Below are 16,062 nucleotides of genomic sequence, written 5' to 3'. Positions count from 1 at the left end.
CCCCCTTATTTCTTATGTCGAATGCGCGGATTCACCACGCCGTACAACAGATCAACCAGCAGGTTGACCACGATGATCAGAATCGCCACCAGCAGCACGCCGCCCTGCACCACCGGATAGTCACGGCGTTGCAGCGCTTCGATCAGCCAGCGACCGAGTCCCGGCCACGAGAAGATGGTTTCGGTAAGAATCGCACCGGCCAATAAGGTGCCGACCTGCAAACCGATAACGGTGACAACCGGCAACATGGCGTTGCGTAAGGCATGCACCACAATCACGCGCATGCGAGTTAAGCCTTTGGCGCGAGCGGTACGGATGTAGTCTTCACCCAAGACTTCCAGCATCGAGGAGCGCGTCATACGCACGATCACCGCCAACGGGATAGTGCCGAGCACGATGGCGGGCAGAATCATGTGCATCACCGCATCTTTGAAATCGCCCTCTTCACCCCACAGCAGCGTATCAATCAGCATAAAACCGGTGAGTGGATGGCTGTCATCAAGGAAAATAGTGTCACTAACACGCCCCGACACCGGCGTCAGGTTGAGCTGCACCGACACCAGCATGATCAGCATGATGCCCCACCAGAAGATTGGCATCGAGTAGCCGGTCAGGGAGATGCCTACTGCAGTGTGATCAAATATCGAACCGCGTTTTACTGCCGCCAACACGCCGACTGGAATACCCACGGCAACAGCGAAGATCATGGCGCAAATACCAAGCTCCAGCGTAGCTTTGAAGCGGGGAACAAATTCATCCCATACTGGAATGCGGCTTTTCAGCGAGATACCGAGGTCGCCGTGCAGCACACCATTGATGTAGGTGATGTACTGTTTCCACATGGGCTGGTCGAGGCCAAACTGGGCCATCAGTTGGGCATGACGTTCAGGAGAGATACCGCGCTCGCCCGCCATGATCAGCACCGGGTCGCCGGGGATCAAATGGACAAACGCAAAGGTCAGTAAGGTAATACCGATAAACGTTGGGATGACAAGGCCCAGACGTCGGAGTATGAATTGCAGCATAAGCCGGATTCTCAGTCATTTCCCGTGACGTTGCCGCCAGGGACTACATTGCTCACAACACGCCATCGACAAAGCCGATCGCGACGCAAGAAGCGCTTCAATATAAGAAATTAGCCGGAAAAAAAGTGCGGAGACCGGGCGGCAAAGGTGCCGCCCGAGGACCAGCAGCGCTGGTCCTGACCGCGATAATCCGAAAGGTTATTCCTGGATATCGACGTTTTCGAAGTGATGTTTACCTAATGGATCAACCACATAACCGGTCACTTTCTTGCTCACTGGCTCATACACGGTAGAGTGAGCAATGATCAGCGCTGGTGCCTGGTCATGCATCACAACCTGAGCCTGTTTGTAGAGCTCAATACGTTTGTTGTGATCGGCTTCTGCACGTGCTGGCTGAATCAGATCTTCAAACGGCTTGTAGCACCAACGTGAGTAGTTAGAACCGTCTTTTGCGGCGGCACAGCTAAACAGGGTGGCGAAGAAGTTATCCGGATCTCCATTATCACCGGTCCAGCCCATCATCACGGTCTGGTGTTCACCGGCTTTGGCGCGTTTCAGGTACTCGCCCCACTCAAAGGTCACGATCTTGGCTTTCACGCCAATTTTCGCCCAGTCAGCCTGAACCATTTCCGCCATACGACGGGCGTTCGGGTTGTAAGGGCGCTGTACCGGCATCGCCCACAGGTCGATGGAGAAACCATCCGGCATGCCGGCTTCTTTCAGCAACTCTTTCGCTTTAGCAGGATCGTAAGCGTAGTCCTTCACCGCATCGTTGTAGCCCCACATGGTAGGTGGGATCAGGTTTTTCGCGGCTTGGCCAGCGCCCTGATAAACAGCGTCAATGATGGCTTGTTTGTTCACCGCCATGGTCAGTGCCTGACGCACTTTCACGTTATCCAGCGGTTTTTTCTCGGTGTTGAATGACAGGTAACCGACGTTCAGACCAGGCTGCTCCATCAGGTTAATTTTGTCATCTTTCTTCATGCTGGCGATGTCAGCCGGGTTTGGATACGGCATGACCTGGCACTCACCCTTCTGCAGTTTGGCATAACGCACAGACGCATCAGGCGTGATGGAGAACACCAGGCGATCAATCTTCGGCTTGGTGCCCCAGAAGTCTGGATTCGCTTTATACAGGATGCGTGAGTCTTTCTGGTACTGCTGCAGCACGAATGGACCGGTGCCCACTGGATTGAGATCCAGTTTCTCTGGCGTACCGGCTTTCAGCATGTTGTCGGCATACTCTTTTGACAGGATGGAGGCGAAGTCCATGCCGAGGTCAGCAATGAACGGCGCTTCAGGACGGCTCAGGGTGAAACGTACGGTGTAGTCGTCAACTTTCTCGATTTTCTCGATCAGCTTAGGCATGTCCATGCCTTCGAAGTATTCGTAGCTGCCGCCAGAAACACCGTGGTACTTGTTGTTTTTGTCGAGCTGACGCTCGAAGGAGAACACGACGTCGTCGGCGTTGAATTCACGGGTTGGCTTGAAGTCTTTGGTGGTTTGCCACTTCACGCCTTTACGCAGGTGGAAGGTATAGGTTTTACCGTCCGCGCTGACGTCCCATTTTTCTGCCAGACCCGGCTGCAGCTCAGTGGTACCGGTTTTGAACTCAACCAAGCGGTTGTAGATCGGTACGGAGCTCGCATCGTAGGTGGTACCCGATGTGAAGAGCTGTGGGTTGAAGCCTTCCGGCGAACCTTCTGAACAATAAACGAGGGTTTTCGCCTGGACACCCGCGGCAACGGTCATAGCAATCAGGCTGAGACCGACCTTCAGCATCCTGGATTTAGCCAGGGAGTTGATCATGTTTTGCTCCATTGTGATGTGATGTTGTGTGCGTCGCCCGACCTCTGATTTTTTTATGCGGTTCGGGCAGGTCATTTAAAGGTGACCAAAATGTGAGCGGTTATTATGTGCTGCGCTTACGCCGTGGAACCGGTAAAGCAACGCCGTCTCTACACCTTATTGACGCATCAATTTGTCAACAGTTGCAAAGAACGTCAATACAAGGTGGGGTTATTTACACAGAGTGTGAGTAAGTGCAAGCAACGATAAAAAACAGGGTTATTGCGCAGAGCCAAAATTAAAAAAGGTGATAAAGCGCTCAATGCCGCGTGATTATCTGGCTATGCAGTCAAATGACAGTGATTATCACCGCTAAAAAACACACAAAACTTATTGGTAAATGTCGATTATCTGAACGATTCCCCGTGCGTTATGACGTTCAGGCAGCGAAATATGCTGGCGTAATGGCATAAGAAATCAGCAAAAAGCAAAAAGCGGTCATAAGAAGAATGTGTCGCGAATTAAGCTTGTAGGGTTGATTGGGTGTGGGGTTGAGTCGGTAAAGTGGGAATAATGATGGGTAGTGGCGGTTATTTGGATGGGAAGGGCAATAGTAGGTTTTATTGCTTTTGGTTACCTGCGTTGCTCAGGGAAGGCGGCTCGATCGCAAAGACGGCGTAAATACATCCCTGTAGCCTCTACCGCCGCATGTACTCGCCCCATCCTTGGGGCTCGCCCGCAAGCGGGCAACGCTTCGCGTTGTGCAAAAATGCTCCCGGCATTTTTGTCCTGCGGCGGACGCTTTGCTCCCCGAGCCGCCTTCCCATCGCTCATCAGCAATTGTGCCGCTGTTTTGAAAAGCAGCGCACACATAAGCAGCAGCATGTTTTCATTTAACAGCACGCATGGAATCAAATGAAGGAGGGAATGCGGGGCCGCGGAGTAAAGCGTCACACGCCAAGGATGGCGTGTGCCGAGCGATCAGGGACGAGACAGCGACTTTACGCAGCGGCCCCGTATTTCATCCTGACTGCACCGGTTTGGCTTTTGAAAACACGCACAGGATCGAATATCACCCCAACAGCACCGGCTCCGCGATCGACAGACGAAAAAAAACCTGCTTTTTCAAGCAGGTTTCTTAAATATGGTCGGCGAGAGAGGATTCGAACCTCCGACCCACTGGTCCCAAACCAGTTGCGCTACCAAGCTGCGCTACTCGCCGATGGGGGCGAATATTACTGCTCCCCCTTGGGAGCGTCAATCCCTTTTCCGTAAAATCCGCCCGATCGCCTGGAAAGCAAGCAGCAGGGCAAAAACCCCTGCCGCTCAACACGTTCCAGAAAACACTTACAGCGTTTTAGCTGGCGTCGCCGCCGGTGCCTGGCACCAGTTATTCGCCGCTTTAATCCCACCATCCGGCGAACTGTAGCCAAGACAGCCTAAAATGGTATCGAACAACTCAACATGACGATGGGTTTTCCCTACGCGCTGCTGCGCTTGCAGGCGCTCGAAATTGCTGCGGTTGGTCGGATCCGCCAGATATTTGTCAGAAGCCCACACCATCATCGGTACGCGGAACTGCTCCGGCGGTGCCATCTCACGCGGGGTGCCGTGCAAGTGCATATTCTCGCTGATCGACTCACCATGATCAGCGGCATAAAACACAATCGCCTTCTTATCGCGCAACTGATCGAGCACGCTATCCAGCATGGTATCTACATACAAAATCGAGTTGTCATAAGCGTTAATCAACTGCGCCTTACTGCACGTCTCATCCACGCCCATACACTCAGGCTGATAACGGGCGAAGCTGCGCGGATAACGCTGTGAATAAAGGTAATGAGAGCCTTTGGTGTGCAACACCACCACATGCTTACCTTTCGGGAAGCGTTGCAGCGACGCTTGCAGCTCTGGCACCAGCAACATGTCATCCACCGCCTTGCCCTGATTACGCTTCTCAGAACCAATCTGCTCGCGGAACGAGAAATTATTCACATCGGCGTTATCGTAGAACCACACTTCACTCTGCATGGCGAACAGCTCAGAGGTGAAGCCCAGCTCTTTCATCACCGCAAAAACGTTCTGCTCTTTCAGCGTGCGTCCGGGGTTATCCATGGTGCCGCCTTCGCGCACAAACATACAGCGCAGTGACAGCTTGGTCGCGGTATCGCAAGATTCTCCACGGAACGCCACCAGATTCTTCTCTTTCGACAGCTTCGGCGTGGTGTCGCGATCATAACCCAGCAGACCCATATGATCCCAACGCGTGGTTTCACCAATCACGAAGACCACATAGGTATCATCAATACCCGGAGGTGCGACGTAGGTGAACTTTTTGGCCGGATCCAGCAGCTCTGCGCCATCCATCTCTTCATCGACTTTGGTCCAGGCAAACAGCCCTAATGCGGCAATCCAGTTGGAAGGCAAATAAGAGTGCGCCACCACCCCGCCATAACTCGGCAGATCAATATTGGTGATCTCTTCATTGACCTTCTGCAGCTTGTCGAAATAGCGAATTGGCAGCCACACCAGCGCCACGCTCAACAATAAAATCACGGTAGGTTTTAGACGCTGACCCGGCGTTTTCAGCTGTTCAATCAAGGTTTGGCTCAAATTATTGCGCCAAATCATCAGCAACGGGAGAGCACTGACCAGCACCATCCACAACACAAAATGGACACCAATCACCTCTTTAGAGAGGTCAACGTCAGTCGTCATCACCGAAGCGACGATGCCATAGCCAATCACGACGTTAAAGAAGGCCATGTAATAGGCCGCAGCGACAGAAATCACCACACACAAGCTGGCCAAAACGCGATAGGCCCACTTCCCCCCTAGCGACAACAAGCGCATCAGGAAGAAGGTCAGCAGCACTGCCGCCGTCACTTCTGCGACCGCAGACAACCAATCAGAGAGCGAGGATTTCGTTAAGAAGCCGTCAAAACGGCGATAAAAAATCGGCAAATTCAACAAGATGCCGAGATAGAGCGCAAGCAAAAGGGACAGCTTTTGCTGCGTTAAACCTTTAATATAATTCATCTAATTATTCATTCCTGACCCGGTGTCAATAAACCAACCTTAAATGTGACTATTTAAAGTCAATAGAGTTCGTCCGTGAGAGAGAAATGCACAAGCAACAAGCAGGAACGGGACGAATCTGAACCGGAACGGCAATGAGGGTGCGTGCAGCGCAGCAGTAGAACATTTAACCAATGGTAAGACCAGACAATTGTTGTTCCGACCCCATCAAATGACAAAAGGCTCCTGACGGAGCCCCTTTTTATCATCACAACGGCATTAGCTGATGATGTTCAGTGTCACATCAATATTACCGCGCGTCGCATTAGAGTACGGGCAAACAATGTGTGCCGCATCAACCAGCTTCTGTGCTTCAGCTGCGTCCATTGCTGGCAGGTGAATATTCAACTTGGCTTCAATACCAAAACCGGTTGGGATAGGACCGATACCCACTTCACCCTCAATCCACGCGTCTTTTGGCATGGCGATTTTGTCGCGGCCAGCCACAAACTTCATCGCACCGAGGAAACACGCTGAATAACCCGCCGCGAACAGCTGTTCTGGGTTAGTAACTTCACCGCCAGCCCCACCCATCTCTTTAGGTACGCCCAGCTTCACATCCAGCACATTGTCAGAAGAAGTCGCGCGACCATCACGGCCGCCAGTAGCTTTAGCTTTTGCGGTATAAACAACTTTCTCTAAAGACATAATAACCTCACTTTATTCGCTATATAATCGCGCACTATATAATTATGTGCAGTATTTACCTTGATATCCAGGATGCCGCCCTTGCGACATCCCTAATGCTTTACTTGGCTCGATTGAGATTGGCGCGCAGATCATCCAACTGGCTTTTCAGCGCAGCCATGGTGTCGTCGTCGCAGGACGAAGCGCACTGCACCGCTTCAGGAATCGTCTGCGCTTTTTCACGCAACGCTCGTCCTTCATCCGTTAAGGTAACGACAACTTGACGCTCATCCTCACGAGAACGCTGACGGCGTAACAAACCCGCACTCTCTAAACGCTTCAGCAGTGGCGTCAAGGTGGCGGAATCGAGAAACAGCTGTTCGCCAATCTCCGAGACCGTCACATCGTCTTGTTGCCACAACACCAGCATCACCAAATACTGTGGGTAAGTAATTTCCAACTGGGCCAACAGCTGGCGATAGACTTTATGCATCGCAAGATTTGCCGAATACAGCGCGAAACAGAGCTGCTGATCTAACTGGAGTGGCGTCTGCTGCACTTTTTTGTCATCTTGATTACTGTTCATGCAATTGAATATAGATAGCGCGCTAGATAATTGCAAGCGACTTTTCTTCAGGAGAATGATTTATGCGTGATTCACTGGAAGAGCAAGCGCGCCGTTATGCCACGCAGGCCCATGCCGCTGCGGGACAGCGCCGCAAATATACCGATGAGCCCTATATTGTGCATCCTGCTGCGGTGGCAGAATTGGTACGTAGCGTCAGCAATGATGAACAGATGATTGCCGCCGCCTGGCTGCATGACACGGTAGAAGATACACCGAGCACGTTACAGGATATTGAAAGTCACTTTGGCTCACGCGTCGCCCAACTGGTCGATATGCTCACGGACAGCGCCCAGCCTGATGCGAAGAACCGCGCCGCGCGCAAACTGGCGCACTTCCGGCATACCGCTCAAGCCTCACCTGAAGCGCAAACCATCAAGCTGGCGGATATCATCGATAATACCCGCGCCATCGTACAATTCGATCCACACTTTGCCCGTATCTATCTAGTGGAAAAGCAGATTCAGATTCAGTTGTTAAATGAAGGCGATAAGCAATTGTGGACCCAGGCCGAGCAAATTATTCAGCACGGTATCGGGCAACTGGCGCAGCCGCCGCACAGCGTACCGGAGAGTTGGTTTGTGAAACAGGCAGCGAAATACGGGGGATTGAGCTGAAAAAAACCCGCCGTGCAGGCGGGTCAGAGAACCGATAGTCGAACTTACTCCAGCAGTTGCCGCCCCAAATACGGGTTTGCTTGCAACAACTTCATCAGTTTACGTGCCGTAGCGGATGGGCGCGTACGTTGCGCCTCCCAGCTTTTTACAGATGAAACGCTCACCCCCATCACGCGGGCGAACTCATCCACCTGCATGCCGGTCATTTCGCGTAAACGCTGCGGCTCGGGAACTGAAACCTGATTGAGTGATATTTCTGATACGGATTGCTGCGCGTCACGTGTCAAAACAATCTGCTCAAGGCTACTAAGCAACTCGACCATTGGATCTTTTATTTCCATAGAGAACTCCTTAAAACTCACTATGAAGCACGTGAAAGTAGAGAGGTAAGCGCCACCAGGCGCTGAAACCGGCCAAATCAGGCTGTATCCCGAACCAGTCTAAGCATTGTTTTTATAAGACCGTTACGGGACACAGCCTGTTGCACACTGCGAAAAGATGTCAGAGCAATGCAACAATAAACCGGGACTCTTAGTATGGGTCAAATCCCCGGCTTTGCTGCCTGATTACTGATTATTTTTTATTCTTACTTATGTCGCAGAAGAATCGATCACCATAAGTAACTGACCCGCCTGCACTTGCTGCCCGGCCTGGCGATAGAGGCTATGGATTTTTCCGCTCACCGGCGCCACGATCGGGATTTCCATCTTCATTGATTCGAGAATGCCAACTGTGGCCCCCGCTTCAATGTCACTGCCTTCGTCAACCAACCATTGCCACACGCTACCTGCCACCTGGCTCTCTACCGGGCTACAACCCGCAGGTATCGTAATCTCTTCGGTACTTTGTTCCTGCAACTGACTATCAAAGGTGAATTGCCCTTCAGCACGCCACCGCGCCAATTCGCTATCGAATGCCTGCTGACGCTGTTGCTGGAAGGCGTCGATTTCCCCAGCCTGTTCCACCAGCATTGCCTGATAATCTGCGAGGCGGAATTTGCCCTCTTCGCTACGCAGCGGATAGTCACCCCACGGGAAGCGCTCACGAATCGTCAGTAATTCGTCTGCACTGACCGGATAAAACCGGATTTGATCGAAGAAACGCAGCAGCCAAGGTTGCGTGAACGCCGCGGTCTGCCGATCGCGGTTCCACATCTGCATCGTGCGCCCGACAAACTGGTAACCGCCTGGTCCTTCCATGCCGTACACGCACATGTAAGCACCACCAATCCCCACTGAGTTTTCCGCGGTCCAGGTTCGCGCCGGATTGTACTTCGTGGTCACCAAGCGATGACGCGGATCGAGCGGCGTCGCTACGGGTGCACCGAGATAGACATCGCCCAGTCCCATCACCAGATAGGCGGCACTGAACACAATCTCCTTCACCTCATCGATGCTCTCAAGACCATTGATGCGGCGGATAAATTCGATATTGCTGGGGCACCAGGGCGCATTAGGGCGCACAGACTGGCTGTACCGAGTAATGGCCTCACGGCATGCCTCATCATCCCAGCTGAGCGGTAACCACACCGTACGCGATGGCACGGCGGCCTCGCTGAGATCGCCCAGCGCTCTATCAATGTGCAAAATTTGCGCCAATAGCTCACTTCTCGCACAGCGCTGTGCATCGTAGTGCACCTGCAGCGAACGGATGCCCGGTGTTAATTCCAGCTGACCCGGCAGCGGATGGGCTTCCAGCTGTTGCATCAACGCGTGCACGCGGAAACGCAGGGCGATATCTAGCATCAAATCGCCGTACTCCACCAACAGGAAGCGATCACCTGCCGCACGCACACTGAGCGATGGACGGCCATTTTCTGCCACCTGATGGTGCATTAGCGGATCAATAAGGGGCAGCGCCGCGTTCACTGTAAGCGGTGCTGATTGCAGTTTGATGATCGCTTCACGCTCTGCCTGCGCCAGTTGATCTGCACTGTTAAGATCGATCGGCAGGAAGCGCACACGATCCCCAGCTTTGAGCTGTCCGAGCTTCCACAGATCGGCTTCGATAACCGTGGCCGGACAGACGAATCCACCGAGTGAGGGGCCGTCAGGGCCGAGGATAACCGGCATATCACCGGTAAAATCCACCGTGCCGAAGGCATAGGCGTTATCGTGAATGTTGGAGGGATGCATACCCGCTTCCCCGCCGTCGCTTCGTGCCCAGGTTGGTTTAGGTCCGATCAGGCGAATGCCGGTACGGCTGGAGTTGTAGTGCACCTGCCACTCGGCGGCAAAGAACTCCGCAATGTCTTCATCGGTAAAGAAAGTGGGTGCGCCGTGCGGGCCGTAAATCACCCGCAGCTGCCATTCGCCGTTAAGTTCCGGCACCAACTCGCCAGGCAAGTCTGCCGTTGCCAGCACCTGCGGATCGGCAAGATGCAATACATCGCCCGCACGCAAAGCGCGCCCGGCGTGACCACCAAACTTGCCGAGCGTAAAGGTGCTGCGGCTGCCGAGATAGCGCGGGGTATTCAAGCCCCCTGCCAGCAGCAGATAGCTGCGGCATCCCTCACTGATATCGCCCAGTGTCAGGGTTTGCCCGGCCTGTGCGCTGACAATCTGGTGCATTGTTAATGTCTGCTGATCCAGCTGCGCGGCAATCGGTGCCCCGGTAATGACAAAGCTGCACGCTTGGTTAAAACGCAGCGTAGGACCACGCAGGGTGATCTCCAGTCCCGCCGCCTGCGCGTCGTTATTCAGCAGGCGATTACCTAACTGGAACGCACGGCGGTCAAATGGGCCAGACGGCGGCACACCGACATGCCAATAGCCGACGCGACCGGGCGCATCCTGCACCGTGGTCAAGGTGCCGCCGCTGAGAACATCCAGCGTGGGCGGCTGCCACTGTACGCCGCCCAGGGTGGCGGTGATGATGCGGCCCTGCTGTACTTCTGGCAGCGAACAGAGATGGCGCAACCACAGTAAATTGGTTTCGATGCCGTACAGCTCGGTAGCGTCCAGCACCTGCGCCATGCTGTGCAATGCCACTTCTCGGCTGGCCGCATGCACAATCACTTTTGCCAGCATCGGATCGTAGAACGGCGACACCTCCATGCCAGTATCTACGCTACTGTCGATGCGCAGCGTGGCGTTTTCACTTTCCGTCGGGAACTGGACGTGGCTCAGCAAACCGGCACTCGGTTGGAACTGTTTGGCCGGGTCTTCGGCATAGAGTCGCACCTGGATAGCATGGCCGTTAGCCACTGGCTGCAAAGTGTTGAGCAGCGGTAACTGCTGCTGCGCCAGCGCGACCATCCAGTGTACTAAATCGACGCCGTACACCATTTCCGTGACACCGTGTTCGACCTGCAAACGGGTATTCACTTCCAGGAACCAGAACTGCTGGCTGGCATCATCGTAGACATACTCCACAGTACCCGCGCTGCGATAGTTGACCGCGCACGCCAGCCGCACCGCCGTAGCCTGTAGCTCGGCGCGAACGGCATCGCTCAATCCTGGTGCCGGTGTCTCTTCCATCACTTTCTGGTTGCGACGCTGCGCCGAGCAGTCACGCTCGCCCAATGCCATCACGTTACCCGCACCATCGCCAAAAATTTGCACCTCAATATGGCGCGCCTGCGCAATGAACTTCTCTAAAAATACGCCATCGTCGGCGAAATTATTGCCAGCAAGACGTTTTACGCGGGTAAAGGCGACATCCAGTTGCGTGGCATCATCACAACGCTGCATACCGATGCCACCGCCGCCTGCGGTGCTTTTCAACATCACCGGATAACCAATCTGTCCTGCCATCACTCGCGCTTCGTCCAGAGAGGTCAACAAGCTGCTACCCGGCAACAGCGGCACCTGATTTTCCTGTGCCAGTGCGCGAGCGCGATGTTTCAATCCAAATGCCGCCATCTGCTCGGCTGTTGGGCCAAGGAACTGCACGCCGGCCGCTTCACAGCGCGTAACAAACTCAGGATTTTCACTGAGGAAGCCATAACCCGGATGCAAAGCCTGCGCCCCACTCTGCGCGGCAATTTCCAGTATTTTTTGCTGGTTGAGGTAGGTATCTCGAACCTGGCCATCGCCCAGCGACCAGGCTTCATCTGCCAGACGCACATGGCGCGCGTGGCGGTCGGCTTCGGCATAGACCGCAATCGCCCGAATATTCATGGCTTGCAGGGTCCGGATAATGCGCACGGCAATCGCGCCACGGTTGGCAATCAATACGCGATCAATCATGGGTGAAATCTCTTATTACGGCAGGTCGTCCTGCATGGACAATGACGGCTAAAAACGGGTCGTCCCGTTGCGTCAAAGATTCACCACACGCTGACTAAGATCGGCGTCGGGTTGTAACCGTTACAGGGATTATTAAGCTGCGGACAGTTGGAGATCAGTACCAGGATATTCATCTCCGCCACCATCTCGACATATTTGCCCGGAGCGGAGATCCCGTCGGCGAAGGTCAAGCCACCCTCGTGCGTCACTGGCACATTCATAAAGAAGTTGATGTTGTGGGTAATGTCGCGCCGCGTCAGACCGAAGGCCGGATTCGCTGCTACTGCCAGCATCCAGCTGTCACGGCAGGAGTGCATGTGGCGTTTTTCCAGGTCGTAGCGCACGGTGTTGCTCTCACAGGAACAGGCGCCGCCCAGGGTATCGTGGCGACCACAGGTATCGGCAGTTATCGTCAACATCGGGCGGTCTAAATTGGAACGCAGCACGCTGCCCGCAGTGAGAAAAACGTTCTTCTGCCCGCGCAACGTATCGCTCATGCTGTAGCGCTCGGCGGTGTCGTCAGCGTTAAAGAACAGGGTATCGGCGGCCTGATTACCTTCCAGGTCGGTAATACGCAATGTCTGGCCTGCTTCAATGCGCTGGAGCCAGTAATCGCCGGCGTTCACCTGTTGCTGGAACTGCGCGTCGGCAAGGTTAAGCATACTTTCATTGATCATCAGACTTCCCCTTGCAGTTGATACAACGCGTTGTTGCGCAGACCGCGCTGGTTTTCACCGCGCTGAAGGCAGATTTCAGGCAGCGGCGCGCGCTGGCTGTCGAGTTCGATCTGTATCGGCTGGCGCGGATAATCGTTGGCCGTGGTTAAGGGATGTGGACAGGTATGCAGAATCACCAGCGTGTCCATGGCGAAGCGCAGACGCACACTTGCACCAGGCGTACCCTGCTTTTCAAGTTGCAGCGTACCGTTATCATCGGCGCGTACTTGGGCAAACAGGTTGAGGCAAGAAGCCATATCACGCTGACCTAAACCGTATTTCGCCAGTTCAGTCAGGAAGCTGTCATAGCCATTTTGATGGCGCAGATTGCGCGCTTCCTGATAATCACTGACGCCAAAACGGGCGGCAGTTTGCTGAGCGTTCAGGGTGCCGCACACCGTTTCGTGCCAACCAAAGCTGTCCTGTTCGATACCACAGAAAACACGTCCCATATCGGAATACAAACAGTGGCCTTCCGTAAGGCGAAACGTGTGCTGACACTTTAGGGTATCGGGCGCGTTGTACCGCTCCAGCAGGTTTTCTGGGTTGTAAAACAGCAGGCCCACGTTGGCCCCCCCTTCGACATCAGTCACCGTCAGGGCCGTTCCGCTGCGCATCACCAGTGACCAGTGCGATCCTGCTGGTAACCGTGTTTGATAGGCATTCATACTCTTCTCCTTTAAGCCACTTGCGGCTCAGACGGCAGGCCAGCAGTAGGCTGAGCGCGATCGAGCGGCAGGTCGTAAGTAATGGTCGCGCCCCAAGCTTCCGGCGCGTGTGGGTCATGACGCAGTTTGTCGAACACCAGCAGGCGTGAAGCCAGGCCGAAGCCCTCTTTCAGGTCGTGGGTGATCATAAAAATGGTCAGGTTGTGCTGCTGCCATAGCTGAGTAATCAGCTGGTGCATTTCACTGCGGATACCGGGATCGAGCGCACCAAACGGCTCATCAAGTAGCAGGATGCGCGGCTGTTTCATCAGCGCCTGCGCCAACGCCAGCCGTTGCTGCATACCGCCCGAAAGCTGATGCGGGTATTTGCTTTGCGCATGCTCCAGTCCAACTTGAGCCAACATCGCCTGCGCACGCTGACGAATCGCCTGCCGCTTTTTGCCCCACACCCGCCCCAACCAACGGGCAGTGCTGAACTCTTCGGCCAACATCACATTGCCAAGCACAGTCAGATGGGGGAATACCGAGTAGCGCTGAAACACCACGCCGCGATGGGCATCGGGTTCGTCAGGTATTGGCTTCCCCTCCAGCAGCAGTTGCCCTTTGGTCGGTGATTCAGTACCGAGCAACATATTGAGGAACGTGGTTTTGCCGCAGCCGGATGCTCCGACAATCGCCACAAACTCCCCCTCTTCCACATCGATATTGAGGCGCTCCAGCACCACCTGATCGCCGTAGTGTTTTTCCAGATTTTTCAGTTGCAGTAATGGCATCGCTCGATCTCCCGTTATTTCGCGTGATACCACGGCCAGCAACGACGGCTGATCAGCCGCAGCAGCAGGTCGAGCACAAAGGCCAGCAGCGCGATCCACGCCACGTACGGCAAAATCACATCCATCGCCAGATAACGACGCATCAGGAAGATGCGGTAACCCAACCCTTCAGTGGCGGCAATCGCTTCAGCAGCAATAAGAAACAACCACGCCGATGCCAGTGACAGGCGCACCGCATCCAGCAAACGCGGCATCAGCTGCGGCAGGATCACGCGCCACAAAATCTGTGCGCTGTGCCCACCAAGCGTCTGCGCTTTCACCAACTGTTCGCGCGGGATTTTCTCCACCTGCAGCTGTAAATCGCGCGCAATCAGCGGAGTAATGCCGATCACGATCAGCACCACTTTCGACACTTCACCGAGGCCAAAGCAGATAAACAAAATTGGCAGGATCGCCAGCGGTGGCACCAGCGCCACCACCGTCACCAGCGGCGCCAGCACCGCACGCACCACCGGCAGTGCACCGGTGAACAGGCCAATCGCCAGCGCCAACAGTGCGCTGATCGCCACGCCGCTCAGCAGACGCATCAGGCTGGCGGCGGTGTCGGTCCACAGCAGATATTCCCCCGTGCGCGGGCTGGGCTGAAACGCCATGCGACTGATGGCGTCCCCCATCGCGTTAAATCCCGGCAGCAGTTTGTCTGCGGCGTTCAGGCTGAGACGCGCATCCGACGCGAACAGATAGACCAGCAGCAGCGCCAGCAGCGGCAGGATGCCAAGCAGCAGGCGACCGAGCGGCAGCGGTGTGTAGTTGATCAATTTACGCATCGGCATCGTCTCGCTTATAGCTGACCCGCAGCGGCCAGTTTGGTGAACTCATCGGTGAAGCGCAGTTTCAGGTTGTTGGTATCGCCCCAATTGCCTGCTGGCGTTTCCACGCCCACCACATCGGCACTCGGTGCGCCTTCGCCCAGTAATCCGTGCTTGAAGGAGAACTCTGCGACCAGCTGCATGGTGGCTTTCAGCTGCGGACTATCGACAAAATCGAGGGTGGTTTTGGCATCACTAAACAGGTGAGTGGCGGCCAACTGCTGATCGAAGCCCGCCAGATCGGTGCCGGAAGCCTGCGCCATTTGCGTGCGGGCAGCTTTGGCGCTGTCACTTGGGCCGGACATGGTTTTCAGCGTTTCATACCAGGCACCGGTCAGCGCCTTGCCCAGCTGCGGATACTTTTTCAAGGTGGCGCTATTCACCACCAGCAAATCGAGAATTTCGCCAGGAATTTGTGCTGAAGAGAAAATTAAATGGCTGTCCGGCTGCTTCTCTGCTTCGGCCAGCAGCGGGTTCCAGGTCACGATAGAGTGCACGTCCGAGGTGCCAAACGCCGCCACCAGATCGGCATCAGCGGTGTTCACCACTTTGACATCCTTCTCGCTCATGCCGGATTTTTCCAGTGCACGCGCCAGCAAGTAATGTGACACAGAGAGTTCAACCAGATTGATCGGTTTGCCTTTCAGCGAGGCGATGTTGCCTTTACCTTTCAGCAGAATGCCGTCATTGCCGTTGGAGTAGTCGCCAACAATCAGCGCCGTACTGTCCACGCCGCCGGTCGCTGGAATGGTCAGCGCATCCATGTTGGTCATGGTGCAGCCGTCAAAGCCACCAGCGGTGTATTGGTTCACCGATTCGATGTAGTCGTTGACCTGCACAAACTGAATGTCGATGCCGTATTTATCGGCCCATTTTTTCACGATGCCGCTCTGCTGGGCGTAATCCCATGGCATCCAGCCCGCGTAAATGGACCAACAGATCTTGAAGGAGGGTTTGTCGGCAGCCAGCGTATTGACGCTGAATAGTGCGACGGTGCAAAGCAACAGCAAGCGAAGGCAGGCTTTGATCATGATGGTTCCTCTGGCG

At 54.7% G+C, this 16,062-nt stretch carries 13 protein-coding genes and 1 tRNA gene; 1 reads left to right on the top strand and 13 read right to left on the bottom strand.

Going from position 1 to position 16,062, the window contains the following annotated elements:
* Positions 1-5 precede the first annotated feature (5 nt).
* From dppB to F3J38_RS19760, 6 genes are all read right to left on the bottom strand, one after another.
* The gene (gene dppB / locus F3J38_RS19785; protein ID WP_167141195.1) at positions 6-1,025 is read right to left on the bottom strand and encodes a dipeptide ABC transporter permease DppB; all 1,020 of its coding nucleotides are present in this window, start codon (positions 1,023-1,025) and stop codon (positions 6-8) included.
* Between the two features lie 198 nt (positions 1,026-1,223).
* Entirely contained in the window at positions 1,224-2,834 is a 1,611-nt protein-coding gene (gene dppA / locus F3J38_RS19780) for a dipeptide ABC transporter periplasmic-binding protein DppA (protein WP_167141193.1), read from the bottom strand.
* Positions 2,835-3,958: 1,124 nt separating this feature from the next.
* Positions 3,959-4,035, bottom strand: a tRNA-Pro gene (locus tag F3J38_RS19775).
* A 125-nt stretch (positions 4,036-4,160) separates the two neighbouring features.
* On the bottom strand, positions 4,161-5,852 hold the full coding sequence (eptB, locus tag F3J38_RS19770; RefSeq protein ID WP_167141191.1) for a kdo(2)-lipid A phosphoethanolamine 7''-transferase: 1,692 nt from the start codon (positions 5,850-5,852) through the stop codon (positions 4,161-4,163).
* 258 nt (positions 5,853-6,110) lie between these two features.
* Entirely contained in the window at positions 6,111-6,539 is a 429-nt protein-coding gene (locus F3J38_RS19765) for an organic hydroperoxide resistance protein (RefSeq protein WP_167141189.1), read from the bottom strand.
* Positions 6,540-6,639: 100 nt separating this feature from the next.
* On the bottom strand, positions 6,640-7,104 hold the full coding sequence (locus F3J38_RS19760; RefSeq protein WP_167141187.1) for a MarR family winged helix-turn-helix transcriptional regulator: 465 nt from the start codon (positions 7,102-7,104) through the stop codon (positions 6,640-6,642).
* A gap of 62 nt (positions 7,105-7,166) precedes the next feature.
* On the opposite strand from F3J38_RS19760, the gene F3J38_RS19755 reads away from it, so the two are divergent.
* Positions 7,167-7,760 (top strand): HD domain-containing protein, encoded by a 594-nt coding sequence (locus F3J38_RS19755; RefSeq protein ID WP_167141185.1) that lies wholly within the window; start codon positions 7,167-7,169, stop codon positions 7,758-7,760.
* Between the two features lie 44 nt (positions 7,761-7,804).
* Here F3J38_RS19755 and F3J38_RS19750 read toward each other — a convergent pair whose 3' ends face one another.
* The 7 genes from F3J38_RS19750 to F3J38_RS19720 all read right to left on the bottom strand — a co-directional run bounded on the left by F3J38_RS19750 (position 7,805) and on the right by F3J38_RS19720 (position 16,046).
* Positions 7,805-8,101: an HTH-type transcriptional regulator gene (locus tag F3J38_RS19750; RefSeq protein WP_167141183.1), complete on the bottom strand. Its 297-nt coding sequence runs from the start codon at positions 8,099-8,101 to the stop codon at positions 7,805-7,807.
* Positions 8,102-8,350: 249 nt separating this feature from the next.
* Positions 8,351-11,950 carry an urea carboxylase gene (uca, locus tag F3J38_RS19745; RefSeq protein ID WP_167141181.1) on the bottom strand — a complete coding sequence of 1,200 codons (3,600 nt, stop codon included), beginning with the start codon at positions 11,948-11,950 and terminating at the stop codon, positions 8,351-8,353.
* A gap of 80 nt (positions 11,951-12,030) precedes the next feature.
* The gene (locus tag F3J38_RS19740; RefSeq protein ID WP_167141179.1) at positions 12,031-12,666 is read right to left on the bottom strand and encodes an urea amidolyase associated protein UAAP2; all 636 of its coding nucleotides are present in this window, start codon (positions 12,664-12,666) and stop codon (positions 12,031-12,033) included.
* Positions 12,666-13,373, bottom strand: coding sequence for an urea amidolyase associated protein UAAP1 (locus F3J38_RS19735; RefSeq protein ID WP_167141178.1), 708 nt, complete (start codon positions 13,371-13,373; stop codon positions 12,666-12,668). The genes F3J38_RS19740 and F3J38_RS19735 overlap by 1 nt, the downstream gene beginning before the upstream one ends.
* Before the next feature lie 11 nt (positions 13,374-13,384).
* Positions 13,385-14,146: an ABC transporter ATP-binding protein gene (locus F3J38_RS19730; protein WP_167141176.1), complete on the bottom strand. Its 762-nt coding sequence runs from the start codon at positions 14,144-14,146 to the stop codon at positions 13,385-13,387.
* Positions 14,147-14,160: 14 nt separating this feature from the next.
* Positions 14,161-14,973, bottom strand: a complete 813-nt coding sequence (locus F3J38_RS19725; protein WP_167141174.1) for an ABC transporter permease — start codon at positions 14,971-14,973, stop codon at positions 14,161-14,163.
* A 14-nt stretch (positions 14,974-14,987) separates the two neighbouring features.
* Positions 14,988-16,046, bottom strand: coding sequence for a putative urea ABC transporter substrate-binding protein (locus F3J38_RS19720; RefSeq protein WP_167141172.1), 1,059 nt, complete (start codon positions 16,044-16,046; stop codon positions 14,988-14,990).
* Positions 16,047-16,062: the final 16 nt, after the last annotated feature.

This window comes from Candidatus Pantoea formicae, from assembly GCF_011752625.1.
GTDB lineage: Bacteria > Pseudomonadota > Gammaproteobacteria > Enterobacterales > Enterobacteriaceae > Pantoea > Pantoea formicae.
Note: the sequence above shows the minus strand (reverse complement) of the source record. Positions and strands in the feature narration are given on the sequence as shown.